This window comes from Streptomyces sp. 840.1, assembly GCF_003751445.1.
In the GTDB taxonomy this organism is placed as follows: Bacteria; Actinomycetota; Actinomycetes; order Streptomycetales; family Streptomycetaceae; genus Streptomyces.
Map to the genome: position 1 here is coordinate 1445261 of NZ_RJUU01000002.1, position 17790 is coordinate 1463050.

Annotated in this window: 19 protein-coding genes and 2 pseudogenes; 7 read left to right on the plus strand and 14 right to left on the minus strand. The window is 70.3% G+C overall.

From position 1 onward, the window contains the following. Positions 1-21: 21 nt before the first annotated feature. Positions 22-930, minus strand: coding sequence for an NmrA/HSCARG family protein (locus EDD93_RS32530; protein ID WP_123529312.1), 909 nt, complete (start codon positions 928-930; stop codon positions 22-24). 104 nt (positions 931-1034) lie between these two features. Here EDD93_RS32530 and EDD93_RS32535 point away from each other — a divergent pair, with 104 nt between their 5' ends. Then, positions 1035-1598 carry a TetR/AcrR family transcriptional regulator gene (locus EDD93_RS32535; protein ID WP_123529313.1) on the plus strand — a complete coding sequence of 188 codons (564 nt, stop codon included), beginning with the start codon at positions 1035-1037 and terminating at the stop codon, positions 1596-1598. A gap of 174 nt (positions 1599-1772) precedes the next feature. On the opposite strand, the gene EDD93_RS32540 is transcribed toward EDD93_RS32535, so the two are convergent. Continuing rightward, on the minus strand, positions 1773-3020 hold the full coding sequence (locus EDD93_RS32540) for a low temperature requirement protein A (protein ID WP_123529315.1): 1248 nt from the start codon (positions 3018-3020) through the stop codon (positions 1773-1775). Between the two features lie 69 nt (positions 3021-3089). Beyond that, positions 3090-3218 (minus strand): hypothetical protein, encoded by a 129-nt coding sequence (locus EDD93_RS40495; protein WP_260256025.1) that lies wholly within the window; start codon positions 3216-3218, stop codon positions 3090-3092. A 36-nt stretch (positions 3219-3254) separates the two neighbouring features. Between EDD93_RS40495 and EDD93_RS40500 the strand changes: the two genes are divergently transcribed. Together EDD93_RS40500 and EDD93_RS32555 are read left to right on the plus strand one after the other, a co-directional pair. Further along, positions 3255-3515, plus strand: a complete 261-nt coding sequence (locus tag EDD93_RS40500; protein ID WP_260256026.1) for a hypothetical protein — start codon at positions 3255-3257, stop codon at positions 3513-3515. 602 nt (positions 3516-4117) lie between these two features. Next, the gene (locus EDD93_RS32555) at positions 4118-4528 is read left to right on the plus strand and encodes a hypothetical protein (RefSeq protein ID WP_123529316.1); all 411 of its coding nucleotides are present in this window, start codon (positions 4118-4120) and stop codon (positions 4526-4528) included. A 93-nt stretch (positions 4529-4621) separates the two neighbouring features. Here the strand turns inward: EDD93_RS32555 and EDD93_RS32560 are convergent, their stop codons facing one another. Both EDD93_RS32560 and EDD93_RS32565 read right to left on the minus strand, forming a co-directional pair. Then, positions 4622-5314 (minus strand): Sua5/YciO/YrdC/YwlC family protein, encoded by a 693-nt coding sequence (locus EDD93_RS32560; protein ID WP_123529318.1) that lies wholly within the window; start codon positions 5312-5314, stop codon positions 4622-4624. Further along, entirely contained in the window at positions 5311-6549 is a 1239-nt protein-coding gene (locus EDD93_RS32565; RefSeq protein WP_123529320.1) for a 2-isopropylmalate synthase, read from the minus strand. Before EDD93_RS32565 ends, EDD93_RS32560 begins: the two co-directional genes overlap by 4 nt. Before the next feature lie 279 nt (positions 6550-6828). Here EDD93_RS32565 and EDD93_RS32570 point away from each other — a divergent pair, with 279 nt between their 5' ends. The 3 genes from EDD93_RS32570 to EDD93_RS32580 all read left to right on the plus strand — a co-directional run bounded on the left by EDD93_RS32570 (position 6829) and on the right by EDD93_RS32580 (position 9049). Then, positions 6829-7056, plus strand: coding sequence for a hypothetical protein (locus tag EDD93_RS32570; protein WP_123529322.1), 228 nt, complete (start codon positions 6829-6831; stop codon positions 7054-7056). A 60-nt stretch (positions 7057-7116) separates the two neighbouring features. Beyond that, positions 7117-8286 (plus strand): hypothetical protein, encoded by a 1170-nt coding sequence (locus EDD93_RS32575; RefSeq protein ID WP_123529324.1) that lies wholly within the window; start codon positions 7117-7119, stop codon positions 8284-8286. Positions 8287-8719: 433 nt separating this feature from the next. Beyond that, the gene (locus EDD93_RS32580) at positions 8720-9049 is read left to right on the plus strand and encodes a hypothetical protein (protein WP_148083918.1); all 330 of its coding nucleotides are present in this window, start codon (positions 8720-8722) and stop codon (positions 9047-9049) included. Here the strand turns inward: EDD93_RS32580 and EDD93_RS32585 are convergent. The 6 genes and pseudogenes from EDD93_RS32585 to EDD93_RS32610 all read right to left on the minus strand — a co-directional run bounded on the left by EDD93_RS32585 (position 9034) and on the right by EDD93_RS32610 (position 13887). Continuing rightward, positions 9034-9801, minus strand: a complete 768-nt coding sequence (locus EDD93_RS32585; protein ID WP_123529328.1) for an SDR family NAD(P)-dependent oxidoreductase — start codon at positions 9799-9801, stop codon at positions 9034-9036. The two genes, EDD93_RS32580 and EDD93_RS32585, sit on opposite strands and share 16 nt — an antisense overlap. Positions 9802-9838: 37 nt before the next feature. After that, entirely contained in the window at positions 9839-11095 is a 1257-nt protein-coding gene (locus EDD93_RS32590; RefSeq protein ID WP_260256027.1) for an MFS transporter, read from the minus strand. Positions 11096-11142: 47 nt separating this feature from the next. Continuing rightward, on the minus strand, positions 11143-11685 hold the full coding sequence (locus EDD93_RS40505) for a cyclophilin-like fold protein (protein ID WP_123529330.1): 543 nt from the start codon (positions 11683-11685) through the stop codon (positions 11143-11145). Continuing rightward, entirely contained in the window at positions 11682-12365 is a 684-nt protein-coding gene (locus EDD93_RS32600) for an SDR family NAD(P)-dependent oxidoreductase (RefSeq protein WP_123529332.1), read from the minus strand. The genes EDD93_RS40505 and EDD93_RS32600 overlap by 4 nt, the downstream gene beginning before the upstream one ends. A gap of 74 nt (positions 12366-12439) precedes the next feature. Beyond that, a pseudogene (locus EDD93_RS40510) lies at positions 12440-12846 on the minus strand (cupin domain-containing protein). 24 nt (positions 12847-12870) lie between these two features. Continuing rightward, positions 12871-13887, minus strand: a complete 1017-nt coding sequence (locus EDD93_RS32610; protein WP_123529334.1) for a zinc-dependent alcohol dehydrogenase family protein — start codon at positions 13885-13887, stop codon at positions 12871-12873. 264 nt (positions 13888-14151) lie between these two features. On the opposite strand from EDD93_RS32610, the gene EDD93_RS32615 reads away from it, so the two are divergent. Next, positions 14152-15048, plus strand: a complete 897-nt coding sequence (locus EDD93_RS32615; protein ID WP_123529336.1) for a helix-turn-helix transcriptional regulator — start codon at positions 14152-14154, stop codon at positions 15046-15048. Positions 15049-15376: 328 nt separating this feature from the next. Here the strand turns inward: EDD93_RS32615 and EDD93_RS32625 are convergent. The 3 genes and pseudogenes from EDD93_RS32625 to EDD93_RS39955 form a co-directional block, all read right to left on the minus strand. After that, positions 15377-16258: pseudogene (locus EDD93_RS32625) on the minus strand (IS5 family transposase). Positions 16259-16311: 53 nt separating this feature from the next. Continuing rightward, on the minus strand, positions 16312-16713 hold the full coding sequence (locus EDD93_RS32630; protein ID WP_260256028.1) for a hypothetical protein: 402 nt from the start codon (positions 16711-16713) through the stop codon (positions 16312-16314). Between the two features lie 887 nt (positions 16714-17600). Then, positions 17601-17790 (minus strand): hypothetical protein (locus EDD93_RS39955; RefSeq protein ID WP_221217367.1); only part of this gene is annotated, 190 nt, incomplete at its 5' end.

Sequence of the window (17790 nt, forward strand, 5' to 3'; positions counted from 1 at the left end):
GCGGCTTCCGCCGGGCAGACGTCAGCCGTTGGCGCGCAGGTGGGCCCCAGCCCACTCCTCGAAGGTGGTGAGGGGGATGCCGAGGTCCCGGGCGAATTCCGGAAGGGCGGGCTGAGGGGACTCGTTGAGGTGTGCCTGTCCGAAGCCCATGTCGGGCATCCCGGCGGCGACCGCCTCCTCCTTGGTCAGGTCGGGCGCGGTCACCTCGGTGCCCAGGCAGCGTGAGAGGACCTCGGCGATGTCCGCCATTGTCAGGCTGTCGCTCGCCAGCTCCAGCTCGACCCCGTCGAACCGCTCGGGGGCCGCGACCGCCGCCGCGACTGCCCTGCCGATGTCCTCGACCGCGACGAGCGACAGCCGGGTCGCGGGCTTCAGGAGGCTCACGAGGCCGCCCTCGTAGCCGCGGGGGAACATGATCTCCGCGGCGGGGCGGAAGTTCTCCATGAAGAACCCCGGTTTGATCAGCGTCCAGTGCGCGAAGCCCGCCTCTCGGACCCGGTCCTGGATCCCGGCCTTCGCGGTGTAGTACGGCTCCATCCAGGCCCAGTCGCCCTTGACCCAGCTCGTGTGCTGTCCCGCACCGGAGACGGAGGTGTGCACGAACTGCGGCACTCCGGCGGCCCTCGCGCTCTCGATCAGGTTGACGGCCTGTTCGACCTCGCCGTCGAAGGCACGTCCGTTCACGTCAGGCATCTGCACCGAGAAGACGGCGCGGGCTCCTGCGGCGGCCCTGGTCAGGGACTCGCGGTCATCGAGATCGCCGGTGACCAGTGCGGCGCCGAGCGTCTCGACGGCTCTCGCCCGTTCGGTAGCGGGGTCGCGGACCAACGCCCGGACCGGAACGCCCGACGCCAGCAGGGCGCGTGCGGTCGCGCCGCCCTGCTGACCGGTGGCGCCGATGACCAGGACGGGTGCGGATTCTGTAGGCATGGTGGTCCCTAGGGCGGTCATACGTAGCTAAGTGGCGGGGCCCGCCGCTTATGGTTCGGTACGATACGGAGGGTCCCGCCACTTAGCAAGCTCGGAGATGACGCATGACCGTTCAGCGCGCGGACGCCCGACGTAACTACGCGCGGATCCTCGCTGTCGCCGAGGAGGAGGTCGCCGCGCACGGCCGTGACGCGTCCCTGGAGCAGATCGCACGCAACGCGGGGGTCGGCTCGGCCACCGTGCGCAGGCACTTCCCAGGCCGACGCGCGCTGCTGGAGGCAGTCTTCAGCGAGCGAATCGAGGTCCTGTGCACCCGCGCGGGCGAGCTGGCCGGAGCGGCCGACGCGCGAGCCGCGCTGCTGGAGTGGCTGGGCGCACTCACCACGTACGCCGCGTCCGCGAGGGGAATGGCCGATTCGCTGGTCCAGGACGGGACGACGGACGACCAGGAACACGTGAACGCCTGCTCGGCGAAGCTCACGGGGGCGGCCGACCCGTTGCTGCGGCAGGCCGTGAAGGCGGGCGCGGTGAAGCCGGACGTCACCGTCGCCGACCTGGTCGCGCTGGTCACGGGCATCGCCCTGGCCACGGAACACCACCCGGACGCCGTCGCGGAGGCGCACCGGCTGCTCGGTCTGACCGTGGGGGGAATCAGCCCTCGGGGGTGAGGCGCAGGTGCGCGGGGCGCCGGCGCCGTGGGCCGCCCGAGCGCGAAATCGGCTCGCCAGGGGTCACCGGTGCGGCCATGACCCGCTCCGGGGGGCATCGGCGTGCCGCATCCCGTCGGCTCGGCCAGGTCGCCCGCGCGTCGTGCGGCGTAAGCCCCTGCCACGTCGGGCGACTCATGTGCGGTGAGTGAAGGCGGGCCGCCCCGACCGCGCCACATGCCCGAGCAGGCTCCAGCCCGCCCCGCCGACCAGCAGCCAGACCAATGCGACCGTGGGCAGCCTGCCCCCGAGGGAGCCGAGCGTCAGCGACAGGACGAGTGGAGGGAGCAGATGGCCGAGCAGTCCTCCCCAGCCGGCCGGAACCCTGGCCGCCCGTCGCGACACCACCGCACCCACCGCACTGATCACCGCGTACGTGGCGAAGCTTCCGCACAGCACCCAGCGCACATTCTCGGGCAGCTCGCCGTGGCGGTGCTCCATCGACGCGCCGAGGCCGGCGGCCAGGGCGGTGAGCGTGCCGTTGGCGACGCAGTGGAGCACGAGCACCAGGCGCGGGGGGAGGTCGGATTCGTGCAGATTCGGCACGCCGCCGTAGCCGTGCACGAGCGACAGCCACCAGATGGCCACCAGCAGCAGGAATCCGGCGACCCCGAGCGACCGCAAGCTGTGGTCCCAGTGCGCGCCGGAGCTCACCGACACGAGCTGGGCGACGCCCTCGCCGAGCACGATGATGGTGAACAGGCCGAGCCGCTCGCCGAGATGGGCCGGATCGATATGGGCGAGGGTGAAGTCGAGCCGCCGGTTGTCGCGTTCGCTGATGACGCCGTGCTTCTCGGCACGCTCCCTGACCGCGGCGCGGCGGGCCTCGGCGTTTTCCTGGAGATTGCGGGCGGAGAAGCTGAGCGTGGCCCACAGGTCGATGGCCAGACCCGCACCCCAGAGCCAGTAGAGCGCCCGGCCGTTCACCCAGATGGACACGATCCACGGCGTCACGCCCGCGCCGAACTGTGCGACGGGCCAGTCCACCACCATCTGGCCGCGCCGCCGCCAGACACCGCTCGCCACGAAGCGCAGCACCACGTAGGTGACCGCGAACGTCCGCAGATGCTCGCCCTCGTGCACACCCGCCACAGACGCGGCAAGGACGGCCATGCCGAGCATGGCGAGCAGAACGGTCCAGGTGCGCGCCCGGTCACCGGCGACGTTGCCATAGACCGTGAAGCACATCCAGATGGTCCAGAACGCCAGGTAGAGGAGAGCGAACAACCCGACGTCCGCCATGCTCGGCTCACCGTGCAGCATGTGCGCCAGCTGCGCCGTGCCGGTAACGACGATCAGATCGAAGAAGAGCTCCAGCCACGTGGCGTGGCGCTCCTCTGCCGCGGTCCGCTGGGAAGGTCCAGCACTCTGCACATCTGACATTTCGTCACCATAATTGGCGTCTCGCGCCGAGTAGCGCCCAGCCACGCCATCGGAAGACGCCGGCGGCCGTCAGGCCGCCGCGTTCAGTTCGGTCCACAGTTGCTCCGGGGCCCCGTGGGCGAGGTGGGTGGCTGCCGAGGAGACCTCCGCCGGGGTACGGAAGCCGGCCAGGACGCTCGACACGACCGGCTCGCGCAAGGGGAAGCAGAGAGCCGCGCGGGGGAGGGGGACACCATGAGCCGGCGCAGCGTGCGACGAGGTTGCGGGGCCCGGTCCAGGACGGCGGCGGGCGGGCAGGGCCTCGGCGAGAGCGGTGTCCATGTGTTCGTCCGGGTCGTGGACGAGGGCGAGGTCGATGCGGTCGAGGCCGAGACGTTCGAGGCTCGCCCCGCCGGCGGCGAGGTCGGAGCCGGTCGGTGCCGGGGGCGGTTCGAGGAGGCGGCCGACCTCGGTGGAGACGGTGAACTCTGCGCGCGGGCGGGACCGCGCGGGTGACGCGGACGAGGCCGGAGGCGCCGCCGGCGACGAGGACGCGGAGCCCGGCCGGCGGGGCGGGGGCGGTGGAGCTCGGGGTGGTGGTCATCTCATGCCTTTCCGAGGGTCTGGCGCCGGCGGCCGAGGCCGTCGATCTCGACCTCCATGAGGTCGCCGGGGCGCAGAGTCATGAAGTGGCCGAGATGGCGCACGATTTCGTGCACGCCGAAGATTGCTGATGGCGTATCCCGCGATGCAGGCGCCGGCCGGCGCGGCGTCGGGGAGGTAACGGGCCTCGCGGCCCATGACGACGGCGAGTTCGTCCTCACCGCCGAAGAGCGCCGGACGATGAGCGGACTTACCGCGGAGGCTGTCGCCCACACCGCCAACTGCTAAGAGGCACTAAATTCTTGACGGATACACACCCACGCTCTCGTCACCGAGTCCGAGCCCGGAGGCCCCCCATCCGGCCACACTTACAAGCCGTTTCGCAATAAGGTCTGTGAGGCACGAGATGCTGGGACGCCCAGGTCCTTCCGTAGGATCACTCCATGTCTGCTGACGAACGCGTAACCCGGTCCACGCTCTCCGGTCGTATCCAGCCGATATCAGCTCCTCGGGCGATGCCGGAACTGCCCCAGCGGATCTGGTCAGATGAAGACTGGAAGCGGATCCAGCTCGGCTACGCGTCACGGGACATGGATGAAAAGTGGAACGTCTTCACGGAGGGCGAGGTCGTCTTCCTGCACCGAAGCTGGACGGGTAACGGAACCTTCGCGGCGACGTTCGCACCCGTTGACGGCGGTGGGTGGCGGATCGCCAGTGGGGTTGTTGAACGTGACGCCGAACGCTATCGAGGAACCGACGATGCCTACGACTGCGTCATGCTTGAGTTGGTGATCAGCGTCATGGTGCTTGGCGAGTCGGCTGTAGACCTCCGTACGCAGTTGGTCGAGTTGATGCGTCGGGAGTCGGGTTCCGATGCTCCGGCCGGGCTGATTCAGCACAGCGCCCTAGGGATGCGCTCGAAATGAACCGGGCGGGCGGGCATCAGGCGGGGCTCTGCCTCGAACTGGAACCGTAGAACAGCCTCACGGCCCGGCCAGGGCCGGGGCCGGTGGTCTGCGTCAGGTGAACGAGGGCGTGTACTGCGTTCGCAGGTGGGCGAGGTAGTCGTCCGGGTGCGGGTAGGGCTGGTCCTGGGCGCCGGTGCGGTGCAGTGCCAGGTTGCCGTCGGGGTGCAGGGCCACGGTGGTCGTTGCCCGCCTGGTCGCACTGTCCGCCGGATCGTCGCCCGGGTGTGGCAGGTGCAGGACGGGGACGCTGGCGGGGAACATGGCCAGTGCTTCGGCGGGGGTGGTGGCGGGCTGGTGGCCCGTGCGGTTGGCGCTGCTCACGTACAGCACCGGGTGGTCGTCCAGGAGCGGCACGAGCGGGTGCCAGCGGGCGCCGAAGAGCAGCACCCAGCCGTCCTTGCAGGCGGGCGGGAGCCACGCCGGCAAGCGGGTGTCCGTGCGGAGCGGCAGCAGCAGGGTGAGGTGTTCCTCGGCGAGCAGCCGGCCGGCCAGGGCCGTACCCGCAGGGTCAAGACCGGTGCAGGCGGTGACGGTGCGGAGAGTGGCTGGGTGGTGGGCCCACAGGGCGACCGGCTGAGCGGCGGGTCTTGCCTTGGCCTCGTTCACGGTGTGTGGCCGGGTGGCGGTGACGACGTGGGTCAGCGGCGGGGGGTTCGGCAGCACCACGGCCGCATCCCCGCGCAGGGCGCGGCGGATGTCCTCCATGTCTGCTGCGTCCCGCGGCGCGGTGGCGTCGGAGTTCATGACGTGGTCCCGGCGGGGCGGTGGGTGAGGCCGTCGAGGTAGTCGGCGAAGACGGTGTCGTCGATGACGGGCTGGCCGGTGCGGTAGGCGCGCTGTTTGACCCAGGCCATCGCCGCGCGGGTCTGCTCACGGTCCAGCGTGTGGCCCAGGCCCGTGGCGACCGAGGTGACGACCCGGGTACTGGCCAGATGGGTCAGGACCACACGGGGGGCGACACCAAGCACCTCCTGCGGATCGTAGGGCTGGAAGAGTTCCGGATGGACGAACGGTGTGCCGGTGGAGATGGAACCCACCCCGGTCCCGACAATCGGCGTGGTGACGCTCAGCGGGACGCCCGTCTCCTCGCTCACCATCCGCGCGATGTCCGGCAGCCGCGTCAGATCCGGCGGCGCCCACCACGGCACCGCATCCGCTCCCAGCAGATCGTCCGCGTGCCGGGCGAGCAGGAACAGCAGTTGCTCGGTGGCGACCATCCCGGCCCGCTCGGCGATGCCCAGCCACGAGGAGGAGACCACCCGCACCCCCGCGTCCAGTGCTTGCAAGGTGTTGGCCAGGCCCAGCCCGAGATCGTTGTGCAGATGAGAGGCCAGCACCACCTCGCCGCCGGCTTGTGCCCGCACGCGGTTGAACATCTCCCCGCAGGCTGCCGGGAGCTGGGCGCCGACCGTGTCCGCCAGGACGACCAGCCCCGCGCCCGCCCCGGTCATGGTCTGCGCATAGAGGGCCATCAGCGCGTGATCGGCGCGGGACGCGTCCGCCAGACACACATCCACCGCCACCTCCTCGTCCAGATCACGGGCCTCCTTCACCAGGTCGACCCCGGCCTGCAGAGCCTCCGGGGCAGTGCGGTGGACCATCACCTGCGCCATCGCCTCCGACGCGGGCACCACCACCATCACCCGGGCATGACGGCTGCCCCGCACGGAGGCCACCGCCTGCGCCAGATCCCGCCGTGCCCCGCGGCAGACCGCCGCGACACTCACCGCGCCCTCCGCCTCCACCGCGACGCGGCGTACTGCCTCGAACTCCTCGGCGCACACTGCGGGAAACCCGGCGGCGAACACCACGTGCCGGGGACCGTCCGCTCCGAAGACCCGACCCGTCTCACGCGCCAGCGCCACCCGGAAGCCCGGAGTCATCAGCGTCTTCGCCTGAGCGCCGTCCCGGGCCGACTCCTCCCACAGCACTACCCGCCCCGCAATGGCCGACTCCCGCACCACATCCACAAGGACCACTTCCCCTAGCTGACCTCACGATGGCCGCATGCCACCACCAGGAGAACGATTCGGCGCCACGGTTCACTCGCTCGAACTCATGTTGCCCATGCGGTGATGCCCACCTCTCGCAAACCGGCCTCGGGACTGGTGAGCTCGCATGTTGAGGTGTCGCGTATTCCAGCTCAGGGCGCCCCGACCGGCCACTTTGGGTCCTGCGGGCGGTGTCCAGGGCCCGGCCCGGAGTGAGTATGTTCGTCCGATGGCGCGTTCGAAGCGCTTCGGGAAGGGAGGGTGCCGGTGGACGTCGTCGCGATGATGGAAGCACTGGCTGAACAGGGCGTAACGGTGCTGTTCAAGGCCGACGCTGAGCGGATGGCAGAGAAGGGCAAGCCTTGGACCTTCGTCGCCAGTGGAGCGCCGTTGCACGAGGACGTCCTTGTGCGAACCGATGCCGCGTCTGGGGAGCAATGCCTCGCAGTGTGCTTGCCCCGCCTGCGTGAGCTGGGCTTTTCGTTCCCGGAGTGAGAGAGCAGGTGTGACCGAACCGCCGCCCTGGATGTCAGTGCCGACTGCTTACATGAGCCCATGGACACCGTGCACACGACCGCCGCCCTCCTCCCGGACCCCGCCGAACTCCGCGCGCACCTGCGCGCGCTGGCCGTGCTGGACCAGGCGATCTGCCGCGACCCGCGGTTCTCTCGCTACTCCTTCTCCACCACCTGGGGGCCTGGGACGGAGGCGGCCCTGATGGACAACGGCTCGGGTGACGACTTCTCCGTCCTCTTCACCCCTGCCGGTGTGCTCGTCCGCGGCTTCGACCACGAGTCGGCGATGAGCCCGTACGCCACGGACGACGAACAGGTCTGGCCCGGTGTCATCGACGAGGTGCCCGCCGCGCTCCGCCCGCTTCTGGACGACCCGGCCTTCGTCGACGAGGGCCTCGGCGCCTCGCGGGTCACCGCCTGCCTGTGGCGGGAGACCGGCGGCAGCGCCTGGCGCGCCGGCTCGGGCATCGAGTTCCCCTCGGGCACCCCGGACCCGGACGGCTCCGGGCACCTCTTCCGCCTCCTCACCGACCGCTCCCCCGAGGCCGTTCAGACGCACTTCGAGGAGGACTACGGGCGGCCCGTCCCCCTCGACACCGTCCGCCACGTCCTCGCGGGCCACCCCCTGACCCCCGAAGCCGCCCACGGCCTCAACCCGGCCGCCCTCTCCGACGAGGCCCTGCTCCGCCGGATCGCCGCCGACCCCGACGTCGGGGCGTACCTCGCCTGCGACGGCGAGTTCGACCTCACGCGGACCGACCCCATCGAGTCGATCACCCTGCCGGCCGGTCTCCCGGCGGAGCCCGTGGCCGGCTGCAACGCGGGAGGTACCCACTACCTCTGCGGCCCGGCCGGCTCCGACCGCGTCCGCCCCGTCCTCTACACCGACTCCGAGGGCCAGGCTTCCCTCATCGCGGAGTCCCTCGCCGAGGCCCTGACCCTGGCCATCGTTCTCCCCTCCTGGCACGACGCCCTGGCCGGCTTCCGTCCCCCCGCGCTCAACGCCGACTACCTGGAGGACAACCCGCACCACCCCGAGGTCCGCGACCGCCTCCTCGCCGCCCTCCGCCTCCCCCCGGCCACCGAGCCCGAGGTCCTGGCCCGCCTCCTCACTACGGCCGCCCGCACCGTCCCGGACGGCTTCCTCCCTTCGGCCGAGGGCGAGGAGGACGCGGCCTTCGAACCGATGCTCCGTCTGCCGGCCGAGTAGGACAGCACCGCCGCGCGCCGCCTTCCGGACCCGACGCACCGCTACGGCGAAGTCCTGACCGCACTGCCCCACTGGATGCGCCCGCCTTGCGCGGAGGGCTGTTCGCGGAGGACGTGGACCGCCTCCCCGAGGTTCGCCCGGTCAGCGCCGCCGATGCCAGTACCTCCAAGCACCAGAAGCGCCGCAAGGCCAAGAGATGGACCAGCGCACCCGCGGACGACTGCCTGCGCTGTCCACCGTCGTCCGAGCCGCCAGGGCGAACTGGACGGAGGCCCGGGAGGGGATGGACGCGCTGCAGGCCGCTCCACTCGACGGCCAGTTCACGTTCAGGGGCAGATTTCGCCGCCATCGCCGGACACACCTCCCCGCCGGCCCCGGACCAGCCTTGAATACTCGTAGCCGCCTCGAAGACGGACCGCCTAGTCTCCAGTCCATGCGCACAATGTTCGTGTTCGCCGCAGGTGAGCGAGCTGAGATCATCGCCGCACTTGATCGACACCTGAACCAGCAGCGCCATCCCTGGACCCTGGACGACGGCAACCTCTACATCGACATCGACGAGGAGCAGAACGGTTGCCTCCTCTCTGACTGGGAGCCCGACGACGTGACGGTCCTCGACAGGGCCGCCGGATTCCATCCCACGTGGGCAGTGCAGATCGATATCTCCGGTCGGGTCGACGGCACCGCAGAGGTTGTCGCCCTGCCTGTTCAACAAGGTAGACGGCAGCGGGGCGTGCGGTGGGGTGGCTATTGGGCGACGTAGCCGCCGTCGACGGGCAGGGCGATGCCGGTGACGTAGCTGGCGCCGTCGCTGCAGAGCCAGAGGACGGCCTGGGCGATCTCGTCGGCGGTGCCGAGTCGGTCGATGGCCTGGCCTGCTTCGGCCTGGTGGCGGTCGAGGTCTCCGCCTTCGACCATGGCGTCGACCATGGGGGTGCTGATGGTGCCGGGGCAGACGGCGTTGACCCGGACGCCGCGGGAGCCGTATTCGAGGGCGACGCTCTTGGTGAGACCGATCACGCCGTGCTTGGAGGCGTGGTACGCGGCGCGGCCGGGGTTGCCGACGAGGCCGCCGAGGGAGGAGCAGTTGACGATCGCGCCGCTGCCCTGGGTGCGCATGTGGCGCAGTTCGTGTTTCACGCTTGCCCAGATGCCCCGGAGGTTGATGCCCTGGACGCGGTCGAACTGCTCGGCGTTCTCGTCGGCGGCGTCGGTGGGCGGGGGCATGATCCCGGCGTTGTTGTAGGCCATGTCCAGGCCGCCGAAGGCTTCGACGGTGCGGTCGACGGCGGCGGCGACCTGGTCTTCATCGGTGACGTCACAGACCAGCGCAAGGACCTGATGGCCGTCGTCGGCGAGCTGCTTCGCGGCGGTGTTGACGGCGTCCTCGTTGATGTCAGCTAGGGCGACGGCCGCGCCTGCTTCGGCGAAGGCGCGGGCGGTGGCCAGGCCCATGCCGGAAGAGGCGCCGGTGACGAAGGCGACCTGGCGGGTGAAGTCGTACGTGGGGTTCATGACGGTGGCTCCCAACGAAGGTGTACGAGCGTGAAGTTCAGCGCGGGGATGTCGCGGCGGCGTCCTCGGTTCGCGGGTGTTCGGTGTCGGTGGTGTGGTGGGCAACGATCCGGGAGGGGCCGGTGGCGCCGCGCAGTGCGAGGGCGATCAGGGGCAGCAGGGTGAGCGCGGCGAAGACCGCGCCTACCAGGGCCGGGCCGGTCAGACCGAGCGAGGAGTCCAGCGCGTGGCCCGCTGCGAGGGACCCGGCGGCGATGCCGGTGTTGTAGCCGGAGGTGGTCAGTGCCGAGGTGAGGGTGGGGGCGTCGCCTGCGAAGCGGACGGCGAGGGAGGTGACGACCGGGTTGACGGTGAACCCGGCCAGCGCCATGCCGAAGATCAGGATCACGGCGGCCGCGGGGCTGTTCGAGGCGGGGATCAGGGCCAGCAGGATGAGGGAGGTGGCTGCCGATGCGGTGATCGTGGTGGCCATCGGGCGGTGGTCGCCGAGACGGCCGCCGATCGAGGTGCCGCCCAGCGCGCCGATGCCGAAGGCGATCAACACGAGCGGTACGGCGCCGGCCGGGATGCCCGCCCGGTCGGTCAGCAGCGGCGTGATGTAGGTGTACGTCGCCAGGACCCCGCCCATGATCAGCACTGCAGCGGCGAGCGCCAGCCACAGCCGCCCCTGCTTGAGGGCCCGGACCTCGGCGCACACGGAGACCTCGGCCCGCTGCTCGGTACGGGGGATGAACCGGCCGACGAACGCGGCGGCCAGCGCGGCGAGGACGGCGAGCGCCCAGAAGGGGCCGCGCCAGCCGATGTAGTGGCCGACGAACGAGCCGATCGGCACGCCGATGACGTTGGCCAGGGTGAGGCCGCCCATCATGACGCCGACCGCCCGCGTGGACCGCGCAGGGCCCGCGGTGGTGGTGGCGATGACGAAGCCGACGGCCCAGAACGCGCCGGTGGCCAGGGCTGTCACGACCCGGGCGGTGAGCACGACGGTGAAGGAGGTGCTGAGCGCGGCGACGGCGTGGCCGAGGGCGAAGACGGCGAGCGCCCCGATGAGGGTGTGGCGCTGGGGCAGGCGCAGGGTGGCCATGGCCATGGTGGGCCCGCCGACGATCATCCCGACGGCGAACGCGGTGATCAGGAGGCCGGCGTGGGACACGCTGACGTTCAGGTCGGCGGCCATCTCGGGCAGCAGTCCGGCGATGACGAACTCGGTGGTGCCCATCAGGAACGTGCCGGCGGCGAGCACCCAGACGACGAAGGGCAGCTTGCCGGTGGCGGGCCCGGTGGCGGAGGGCATGCGAAGACTTCTTCCCGTACGAGGAGCGGTGGGGTTGGTGGGTGGGGTCAGAAGGCGGCCTCGATGGTGATCCGGTCGGCCCCGGACAACTGGTCGGCGTCGGCGTTGATGTGGCCGAGGACCAGTAGATCGGAGGAGGCGGAGGGGCCGTCCTGGTAGAAGATGGCGAGGTTGCCCCAGGGGACGTAGTAGGTGAGGTCCCCGGTCTTCGGCGCCTGCGGTTCGGGCGCGTTCTCGGTGGTCAGCTTCCTGGGCGGGTCGGCGATCCGCTCGGTCCCGTGGAAGTCCTTCAGGTCCAAGGTGAGCGGGAGGAGAGAGGCCAGGTCGCGGGCGGCGGGGCTGTCGGTCAGGGTCGCCTCGACCTCTCGGCCGTCGATGGTGACGCGGATGTCCATCGAAGGGCTCCTGTCTGACCCGGACGGGCTCGCGGACGCCGAGGCCGGCGGTTCTCCGGACGCTGGGGCGGACGACGAGACGGAGGTGGTGGGGGCCTGCTCGGCGGACGAGTCGTCGGAGCAGACGGTCGCAGCCAGCAGCAGAAAGCCGGTGGCTGCGGTGGCGGTCAGGGCCCGGCGAAGGGTGAAGGTCATGGGGTGCCGTCCTGCGGGTCGGGCATGGGCTCGGCGTAGTGACGGAAGCCGTCACGGTCGGTGTGCAGGCCGTACAGCAGGTCGGCGAGGGCCTCGGGACTGGAGGTCGCGGAGTCGGGGCTGATCGCCCCGGGCACGATGAGCTGTGTGACGTGGATGCTCTCGGGAGCGAGGGCGGTGTGGAGCATCTGCGCGTACGCGCTCTCGGCTGCGAACGCGATCGAGGTCCCGGCCACGCTGGCCTTCGGGCGTACCGCGCTGCCGCCGTTGACGAAAAGCAGCGTGCCCCGCCCGAGCTCCCGCATCCCGGGCAGAACGGTGTTCACGCAGGCGAGCGGCCCCTTGACGGAGAAGGCCAGCGGGTCGTCCAAGTCGGCCGCGGTGGTGTCCAGGACCGGCTTCATGAAGTCGCTGCGGGGCACCGGGCTGAACTGGAGGATCTCGACGGGCCCCAGCGCGTCCGCGGCCCCATGCAGGGCTGCGGTGAGGGAGGCGGGGTCCAGGACGTCGGCGGTGAAGCCGCGAGCGTGAATGTTGTCCCTGGCCAGTTCAGCTTCCAGATTGTCCTGGTGCTGGGCGCTGCGCGAGAGGAGGGCGACGCGGTGGCCCGCTTGGCCGAAGCGACGGGCGGCAGCCAGCCCCAGACCGGGGCCGGCACCGACAAGAGCGAAGGTGGTCACGGGAGTTCTCCTCAACGACGTGGGTGGGGGTGGGCCGTATCAAGGCCGGGGGAAGGAGCGGTGTGCGCCGGGGTTCAGCCGGTGGCCGGTTTGGCGGTGTATTCCTCGTCGGTGACGGGGTTCAGCCAGTACACGACGTCGTGGGTGTCATCGCCCTCGTTGATGGCCAGGTGGACCATCAACCGGGTTCGGGGCGGCGCCGTACCAGTGCTCCTCGTCGGCTTCGAACAGGACGCGGTCACCGGGCCGGACGACTTCCACCGGGCCGCCGCGGCGCTGGCACAGGCCGACGCCTTCGGTGACGTCTGGCCCAAGGGGCGGCGGGGCCAGTGAGTGCGGGCGCCGGGCATGAAATACACCATGGACGCGCTGACCCGGGACGGGGCGGGCGCGGGGCGGCCACGGGGTCGATGTAGACGTCGCCGGTGAACCAGTCTGCCGGGCCCTTGATGGTGTCGATCGAGCTGCGGGTGGTCTGCACGGTTGCTCCTTGTGGGGTAGGGGGTCAGGGCTTGAGGAGGGTTTTGATCGCACGGCGCTCGTCCATCGCCTTGTAGCCCTCGGCGACCTGCTCCAGGGGCAGGGTGAGGTCGAAGACCTTGCCGGGGTCAATCCGGCCCTGAAGGACGCGGTCGATCAGATCGGGGAGGTAGCGGCGTACGGGGGCGGGGCCGCCGCGCAGGCCGACGTGGGAGAAGAACAGTTCCTGTCCGTCGACGGCGACCTCGTGGGGGACGCCGACGAAGCCGACGTTGCCGCCGGGCCGGGCGGAGTGCAGGGCCTGGCTCATGGCCTGAGCCGTGCCGACGCACTCCAGGACCGAGTCGGCACCAATCCCCCCGGTCAGCTCCTTGATCCGGGCCACACCTTCCTCACCGCGCTCGGAGACGATGTCGGTGGCGCCGAACTCGCGCGCCAGCTTCTGGCGGGAGGTGTGCCGTGACATGGCGATGATGCGCTCCGCGCCCAGCTCCTTGGCCGCGATCACTCCGCACAGGCCGACCGCGCCGTCGCCGACGACCACGGCGGTCGAGCCGGGCCTCACCTCGGCGGCGTCCGCGGCCCACCAGCCGGTGCCCATCACGTCGGACACGGCAAGCAGAGCGGGCCACAGATTCTCGCCCGGCACGTCCTCGGTGGCGACCAGGGTGCCTTGGGCGTTAGGAATGCGGACATACTCGGCCTGGCAGGTGGACATGAACTCGCGGCTCAGGCAGTTCGACTGGAAGCCGTTGCGACAGTTCGCGCAAGTGTTGTCCGAGGTGGCGAACGAGCCAACAACGAATTGGCCCGGCTTCACCGAGGTGACCGCAGATCCGACCTCCTCGACGAAGCCGACGTACTCGTGGCCCATGGGATGTGAGTGCTCCGTCGGCTCCGCGCCGCGATAGGGCCACAGGTCGGAACCGCACACGCAGGTCACAGCCGTCCGGATGACAGCGTCGGTCGGCTTGAGGATCTTGGCATCGTCCACGGTCTCGAACCGGATGTCACCGGGGGCGTGGATCACTGCTCCGCGCATGAGGAAAGCTCCTTGCCTGCTGAAGCCTGCCGACGCCGGGAGGGTTCCGGCAGGCCACCGAATGGGTGAGGGCCCCGGTGCAGACAGCGATTCCGCCGCCTGCGGGCCCAGGGGGCCCGGCGCCCGGCCCACCCGCTGTGACAGGCGGACGGCCAGCGCCACGTCAACCAGGTAACTCCCATCCCGCGCGGACAGCGAGTCACTGACGAGGGGTGTACCAGCAGTACATCCCTCCCATCCCGGGCAGGCCGTACCGTCGAATGCATGGACAACCGCGAGGAGGTCCGCGAGTTCCTCACCTCGCGGCGAGCCAAGATCACCCCCCAGCAGGCCGGACTGCCGGCAGGCCCCCGACGCCGGGTTCCCGGCCTTCGCAGAAGCGAGGTCGCTGCCCTGGCCGACATGAGCGTCGAGTACTACGCCAAGCTCGAACGCGGCAACCTCGCCGGCGTCTCACCGTCCGTCTTGGAAGCTCTCGCCAGGGCCCTTCAGCTCGATGACGCCGAACGCGCCCACCTGCTGAACCTGGCCCAGGCCGCCGACGGATCCGACGTCCTCAACCGCCCCCGCCGACGGCGTACGAAGGACCAGTGGCGGCCGCACCGCAGCCTGGAATGGACCTTGGACGCCATCACCGCAGGTCCCGCGTTCGTCCGCAACGGCCGTATGGACATCCTGGCCGCCAACCCGCTCGCTCGCGCCTTCTACGCCGACGTCTACGCCGCCCCCGGCAACCAGGCGAACCTCGCCCGCTTCAACTTCCTCGACCCCGCCTCGCGCCGCTTCTACCCCGACTGGGACCTCTTCGCTGACGTCGCCGTGGCCATCCTGCGCACCGAAGCCGGGCGAAATCCGCACGACAAGGACCTGCACGACCTCGTCGGCGAGCTGTCCACCCGCCGCGAAGAATTCCGCACCCGCTGGGGCGCCCACAACGTCCGCCACCACGGCACCGGCACCAAACGCTTCCACCACTCGGCCGTCGGAGAGCTCACCCTCGCCTACGAGGGCCTGGAAATGGCCGCCGAACCCGGCCTCACCCTCACCATCTACACCGCCGAACCCGGCTCACCCTCCGAAGAAGGACTGCGCCTGCTTGCCTCCTGGGCTGCCACCCAGAACAGCGACATCCCCTCCACCACAGAGAACGCGGGCCGGTAGCGACACCACGCCGGGCAGCTGAGCCACAAAGAACCATGGTGCTCGGCGCGGATCTGGTCGACGACGAGCGCCACTTCGCGGTCCTCTCGTGGCGGTGTTCACGGGAGGTGCCCAGCTTCAATCGGGCACTCGTCTGGTTTCTCGCGGGCCCAGAAGCCGGGTGACCTGCTGAGCCGCTGCGAGTTCTTCGCGGGCCTGCTCCAGCTCCAGGGACAGCTCGGTGGCGGCACGTACCAGTGCGCGAACCCATTCGCGCTCCGCTGTGAGGTCTGTCTTGACTTTCGCCAGGGCGTCGCGCAGGGGGGTGTTCTAGGCGCTGTCCGGCGGATCATGGGCGGAGCCGTAAGCGGACTGCCGCTGCGGTGACCGTGCCGTGGAAGACGTAGGCCCTCTTGTCGTAACGGGTCGCGACAGCGCGGGAGTTATTGAGTCGGTTGATGGTCCGCTCGACCTCGTTGCGCCGCCGGTAGCGCTCGCGGTCGAAGCCGGCAGGTCTGCCGCCCGCGCTGCCTCTGCGCCGACGGTTGGCCCGCTGGTCCTTCGGCTCGGGGATTGTGTGCTTGATGCGCCGTCTTCGCAGGTAGCGGCGGTTTCGGCGGGAGCTGTAAGCCTTGTCGCCGCTGACGTGAGCGGGCCTGGTCCGGGGATGCCCGACCAGCGGGCGGGGAACCCGAATCCGGTCCAGGACTTCGATCATCTGCGGGGCGTCACCCCACTGACCTGGAGTGATCAGTAGAGCCATGGGGCGGCAGCCGCCTTCACCGGCGAGGTGGATCTTGGAGGTCGGACCGCCCCGGGACCGTCCGAGTCCCTCATCGGGGCGGTGGTGCCGGGGCGTCGTCCTTTCTTCGGGACCCGCAGCCTGGCCTTGCGGGCGCCGGCCGCGTGCTGGTGGGCCCGGCAGGACGTCGAGTCGACGCCGACCATGCCCCAGTCGATCCGCCCCGCCAGGTCGGCGTCGGCCTGGACCGCGCGCAAGAGCCGGTCCCAGGTGCTGTCCGCCGACCAGCGGCGATGCCGTTCATAGATGGTCTTCCACGAGCCGTAGCGTTACGGCAGATCACGCCACGGAATACCGGTGCGGACCCGGAACAGAATCCCGTTCAGCACGGTCCGGTGATCCTTCCACCGGCCGCCCCTGGCCACCCGGCGAAGGCAGATGCGGCTCCAGCAGCGACCACTCGCGATTCGTCAGATCCCCCCGACCCATGACCCAACCAACGAGCGACCGGTCGGAAAGTCGCATGATCCGCCGGACACGCCCTAGGCCTGCTGCTCCAACGCGTCGGCGAAGGCGCGAAGGGCATCTGCCAGCTCCTGCTTGCTCGGCAGCTCATCCACCTTCTTCTCCAGACCGTCGATGCGCGCCGTCAGGTCCTCCAGGCTCGGCGGAGCCGTCGGAGGCGACGTGGGCTCCGGGGATCCCGACGGTTCGCCGCCCCCGACCGAACCCGCCGAACTCGTGCCCGCGGCACTGCCCCCGTCGTTGGAGCCCTCGTCGGTGCCACCCGAACCACTGTCGGAGCCCCCGTCGGTGCCACCCGAACCACTGACGGAGCCCCCGTCGGTGGCACCCCCGTCTGTACCACCCGAACCACTGATCGAGCTCCCGTCCCCGCCGCTCGTGACGCCAGCGATCCCCCCACCAGGTGTCTCCTCCGACACCGAAGTCGGACCGGAGCGTCTTCCATCTTCATCAGCCACGGCAATCGCCCCGCCGACACCCAGCAGCACCGCCGCGGCCACGCCCACCAGTGCCACTCTCGTCCGCCGCGCCTGAATCTTCCCCGAATACGTCATGCGACGGACACTAGCGATGGATGGCCGGGGAGGGATTCGTTCCGGCAAATCAACTGGCCAAAAATCCTGGCAGGGTCGCGCAACCAAGAGAAGCGGAAGGCACCCGCTCCTGATGCTGTCGCGACAATCGAGAGAGAACCCGCCTCCTGCTCGCCACCCACCAGGCGCTCACCACACCGCTCGGCGCCCCCTGCCCGCCTCACCCCGCGTCTCCACGGCCGCGGCCCGCTCCCGCTCGACTACTGCACCCACCGCACCCGTCGGGGCCCAGGCCCCCGCCGAGCCAGCGGCCGTGCCCGCACTCCGACAACAGGCCGCCTCCCCCACCACGACAAGAACGCGGCCGACGGTAGAGACCGGCTGTTCCAGAATTCTGGAACAGCCCGCCGGCACGGGCGGGGACTGACACCTCCGCTCCCTGGCGCTGCCCCTGAGCTCCGACCTCCACCACGGGGGCAAGGCGGGACGCTCCGAGCAAGCACACAGCCCCCGTACGAACCGCGCGCTACAGGTACCGCAACAGCCGGAACTCGCTGTGACCCCGCCCCGGCCACCGCCCGTCGGCGCACATGCCCGGCGACCGCCGCACGGATCCGCCCCATCTCGAATCGCCACCGCTTCTGCGACCTCCACCACTCCAGCCGCAGACCGGGTGGCAGCTCCAGCTGCTCACCGGTGAGCGCGGCCCGCCGGCTCGTCGTGGAGTTGACGAGCCGCCATGAGCATTCCGATTTCCCGAGACCAAGATTGGCTTAGACCAGTTGACGGCCAGTCAAATCGATGGAGACGTCTTCGAAGTTGAGGCTGACATCGGGCGAGCGGCCTGCGAGGTTGCCTTGACGAGGCGTCAGGGATGAGCACATAGTGTAGTTGAAGAGATCGAGGGACGAACAGCGCAGGAACTGGCAACGAAGACCAGCACCACAATGAACCACGCTAGCC

Excerpts from the sequence above, each read along its gene's own strand:
- EDD93_RS32530 (WP_123529312.1), bottom strand. The coding sequence starts at position 930 with ATGCCTACAGAATCCGCACCCGTCCTGGTCATCGGCGCCACCGGTCAG.
- EDD93_RS32535 (WP_123529313.1), top strand. The coding sequence starts at position 1,035 with ATGACCGTTCAGCGCGCGGACGCCCGACGTAACTACGCGCGGATCCTC.
- EDD93_RS32540 (WP_123529315.1), bottom strand. The coding sequence starts at position 3,020 with ATGTCAGATGTGCAGAGTGCTGGACCTTCCCAGCGGACCGCGGCAGAG.
- EDD93_RS40500 (WP_260256026.1), top strand. The coding sequence starts at position 3,255 with ATGAGCCGGCGCAGCGTGCGACGAGGTTGCGGGGCCCGGTCCAGGACG.
- EDD93_RS32555 (WP_123529316.1), top strand. The coding sequence starts at position 4,118 with ATGCCGGAACTGCCCCAGCGGATCTGGTCAGATGAAGACTGGAAGCGG.
- EDD93_RS32560 (WP_123529318.1), bottom strand. The coding sequence starts at position 5,314 with ATGAACTCCGACGCCACCGCGCCGCGGGACGCAGCAGACATGGAGGAC.
- EDD93_RS32575 (WP_123529324.1), top strand. The coding sequence starts at position 7,117 with ATGGACACCGTGCACACGACCGCCGCCCTCCTCCCGGACCCCGCCGAA.
- EDD93_RS32580 (WP_148083918.1), top strand. The coding sequence starts at position 8,720 with ATGCGCACAATGTTCGTGTTCGCCGCAGGTGAGCGAGCTGAGATCATC.
- EDD93_RS32585 (WP_123529328.1), bottom strand. The coding sequence starts at position 9,801 with ATGAACCCCACGTACGACTTCACCCGCCAGGTCGCCTTCGTCACCGGC.
- EDD93_RS32590 (WP_260256027.1), bottom strand. The coding sequence starts at position 11,095 with ATGCCCTCCGCCACCGGGCCCGCCACCGGCAAGCTGCCCTTCGTCGTC.
- EDD93_RS40505 (WP_123529330.1), bottom strand. The coding sequence starts at position 11,685 with ATGACCTTCACCCTTCGCCGGGCCCTGACCGCCACCGCAGCCACCGGC.
- EDD93_RS32610 (WP_123529334.1), bottom strand. The coding sequence starts at position 13,887 with ATGCGCGGAGCAGTGATCCACGCCCCCGGTGACATCCGGTTCGAGACC.
- EDD93_RS32615 (WP_123529336.1), top strand. The coding sequence starts at position 14,152 with ATGGACAACCGCGAGGAGGTCCGCGAGTTCCTCACCTCGCGGCGAGCC.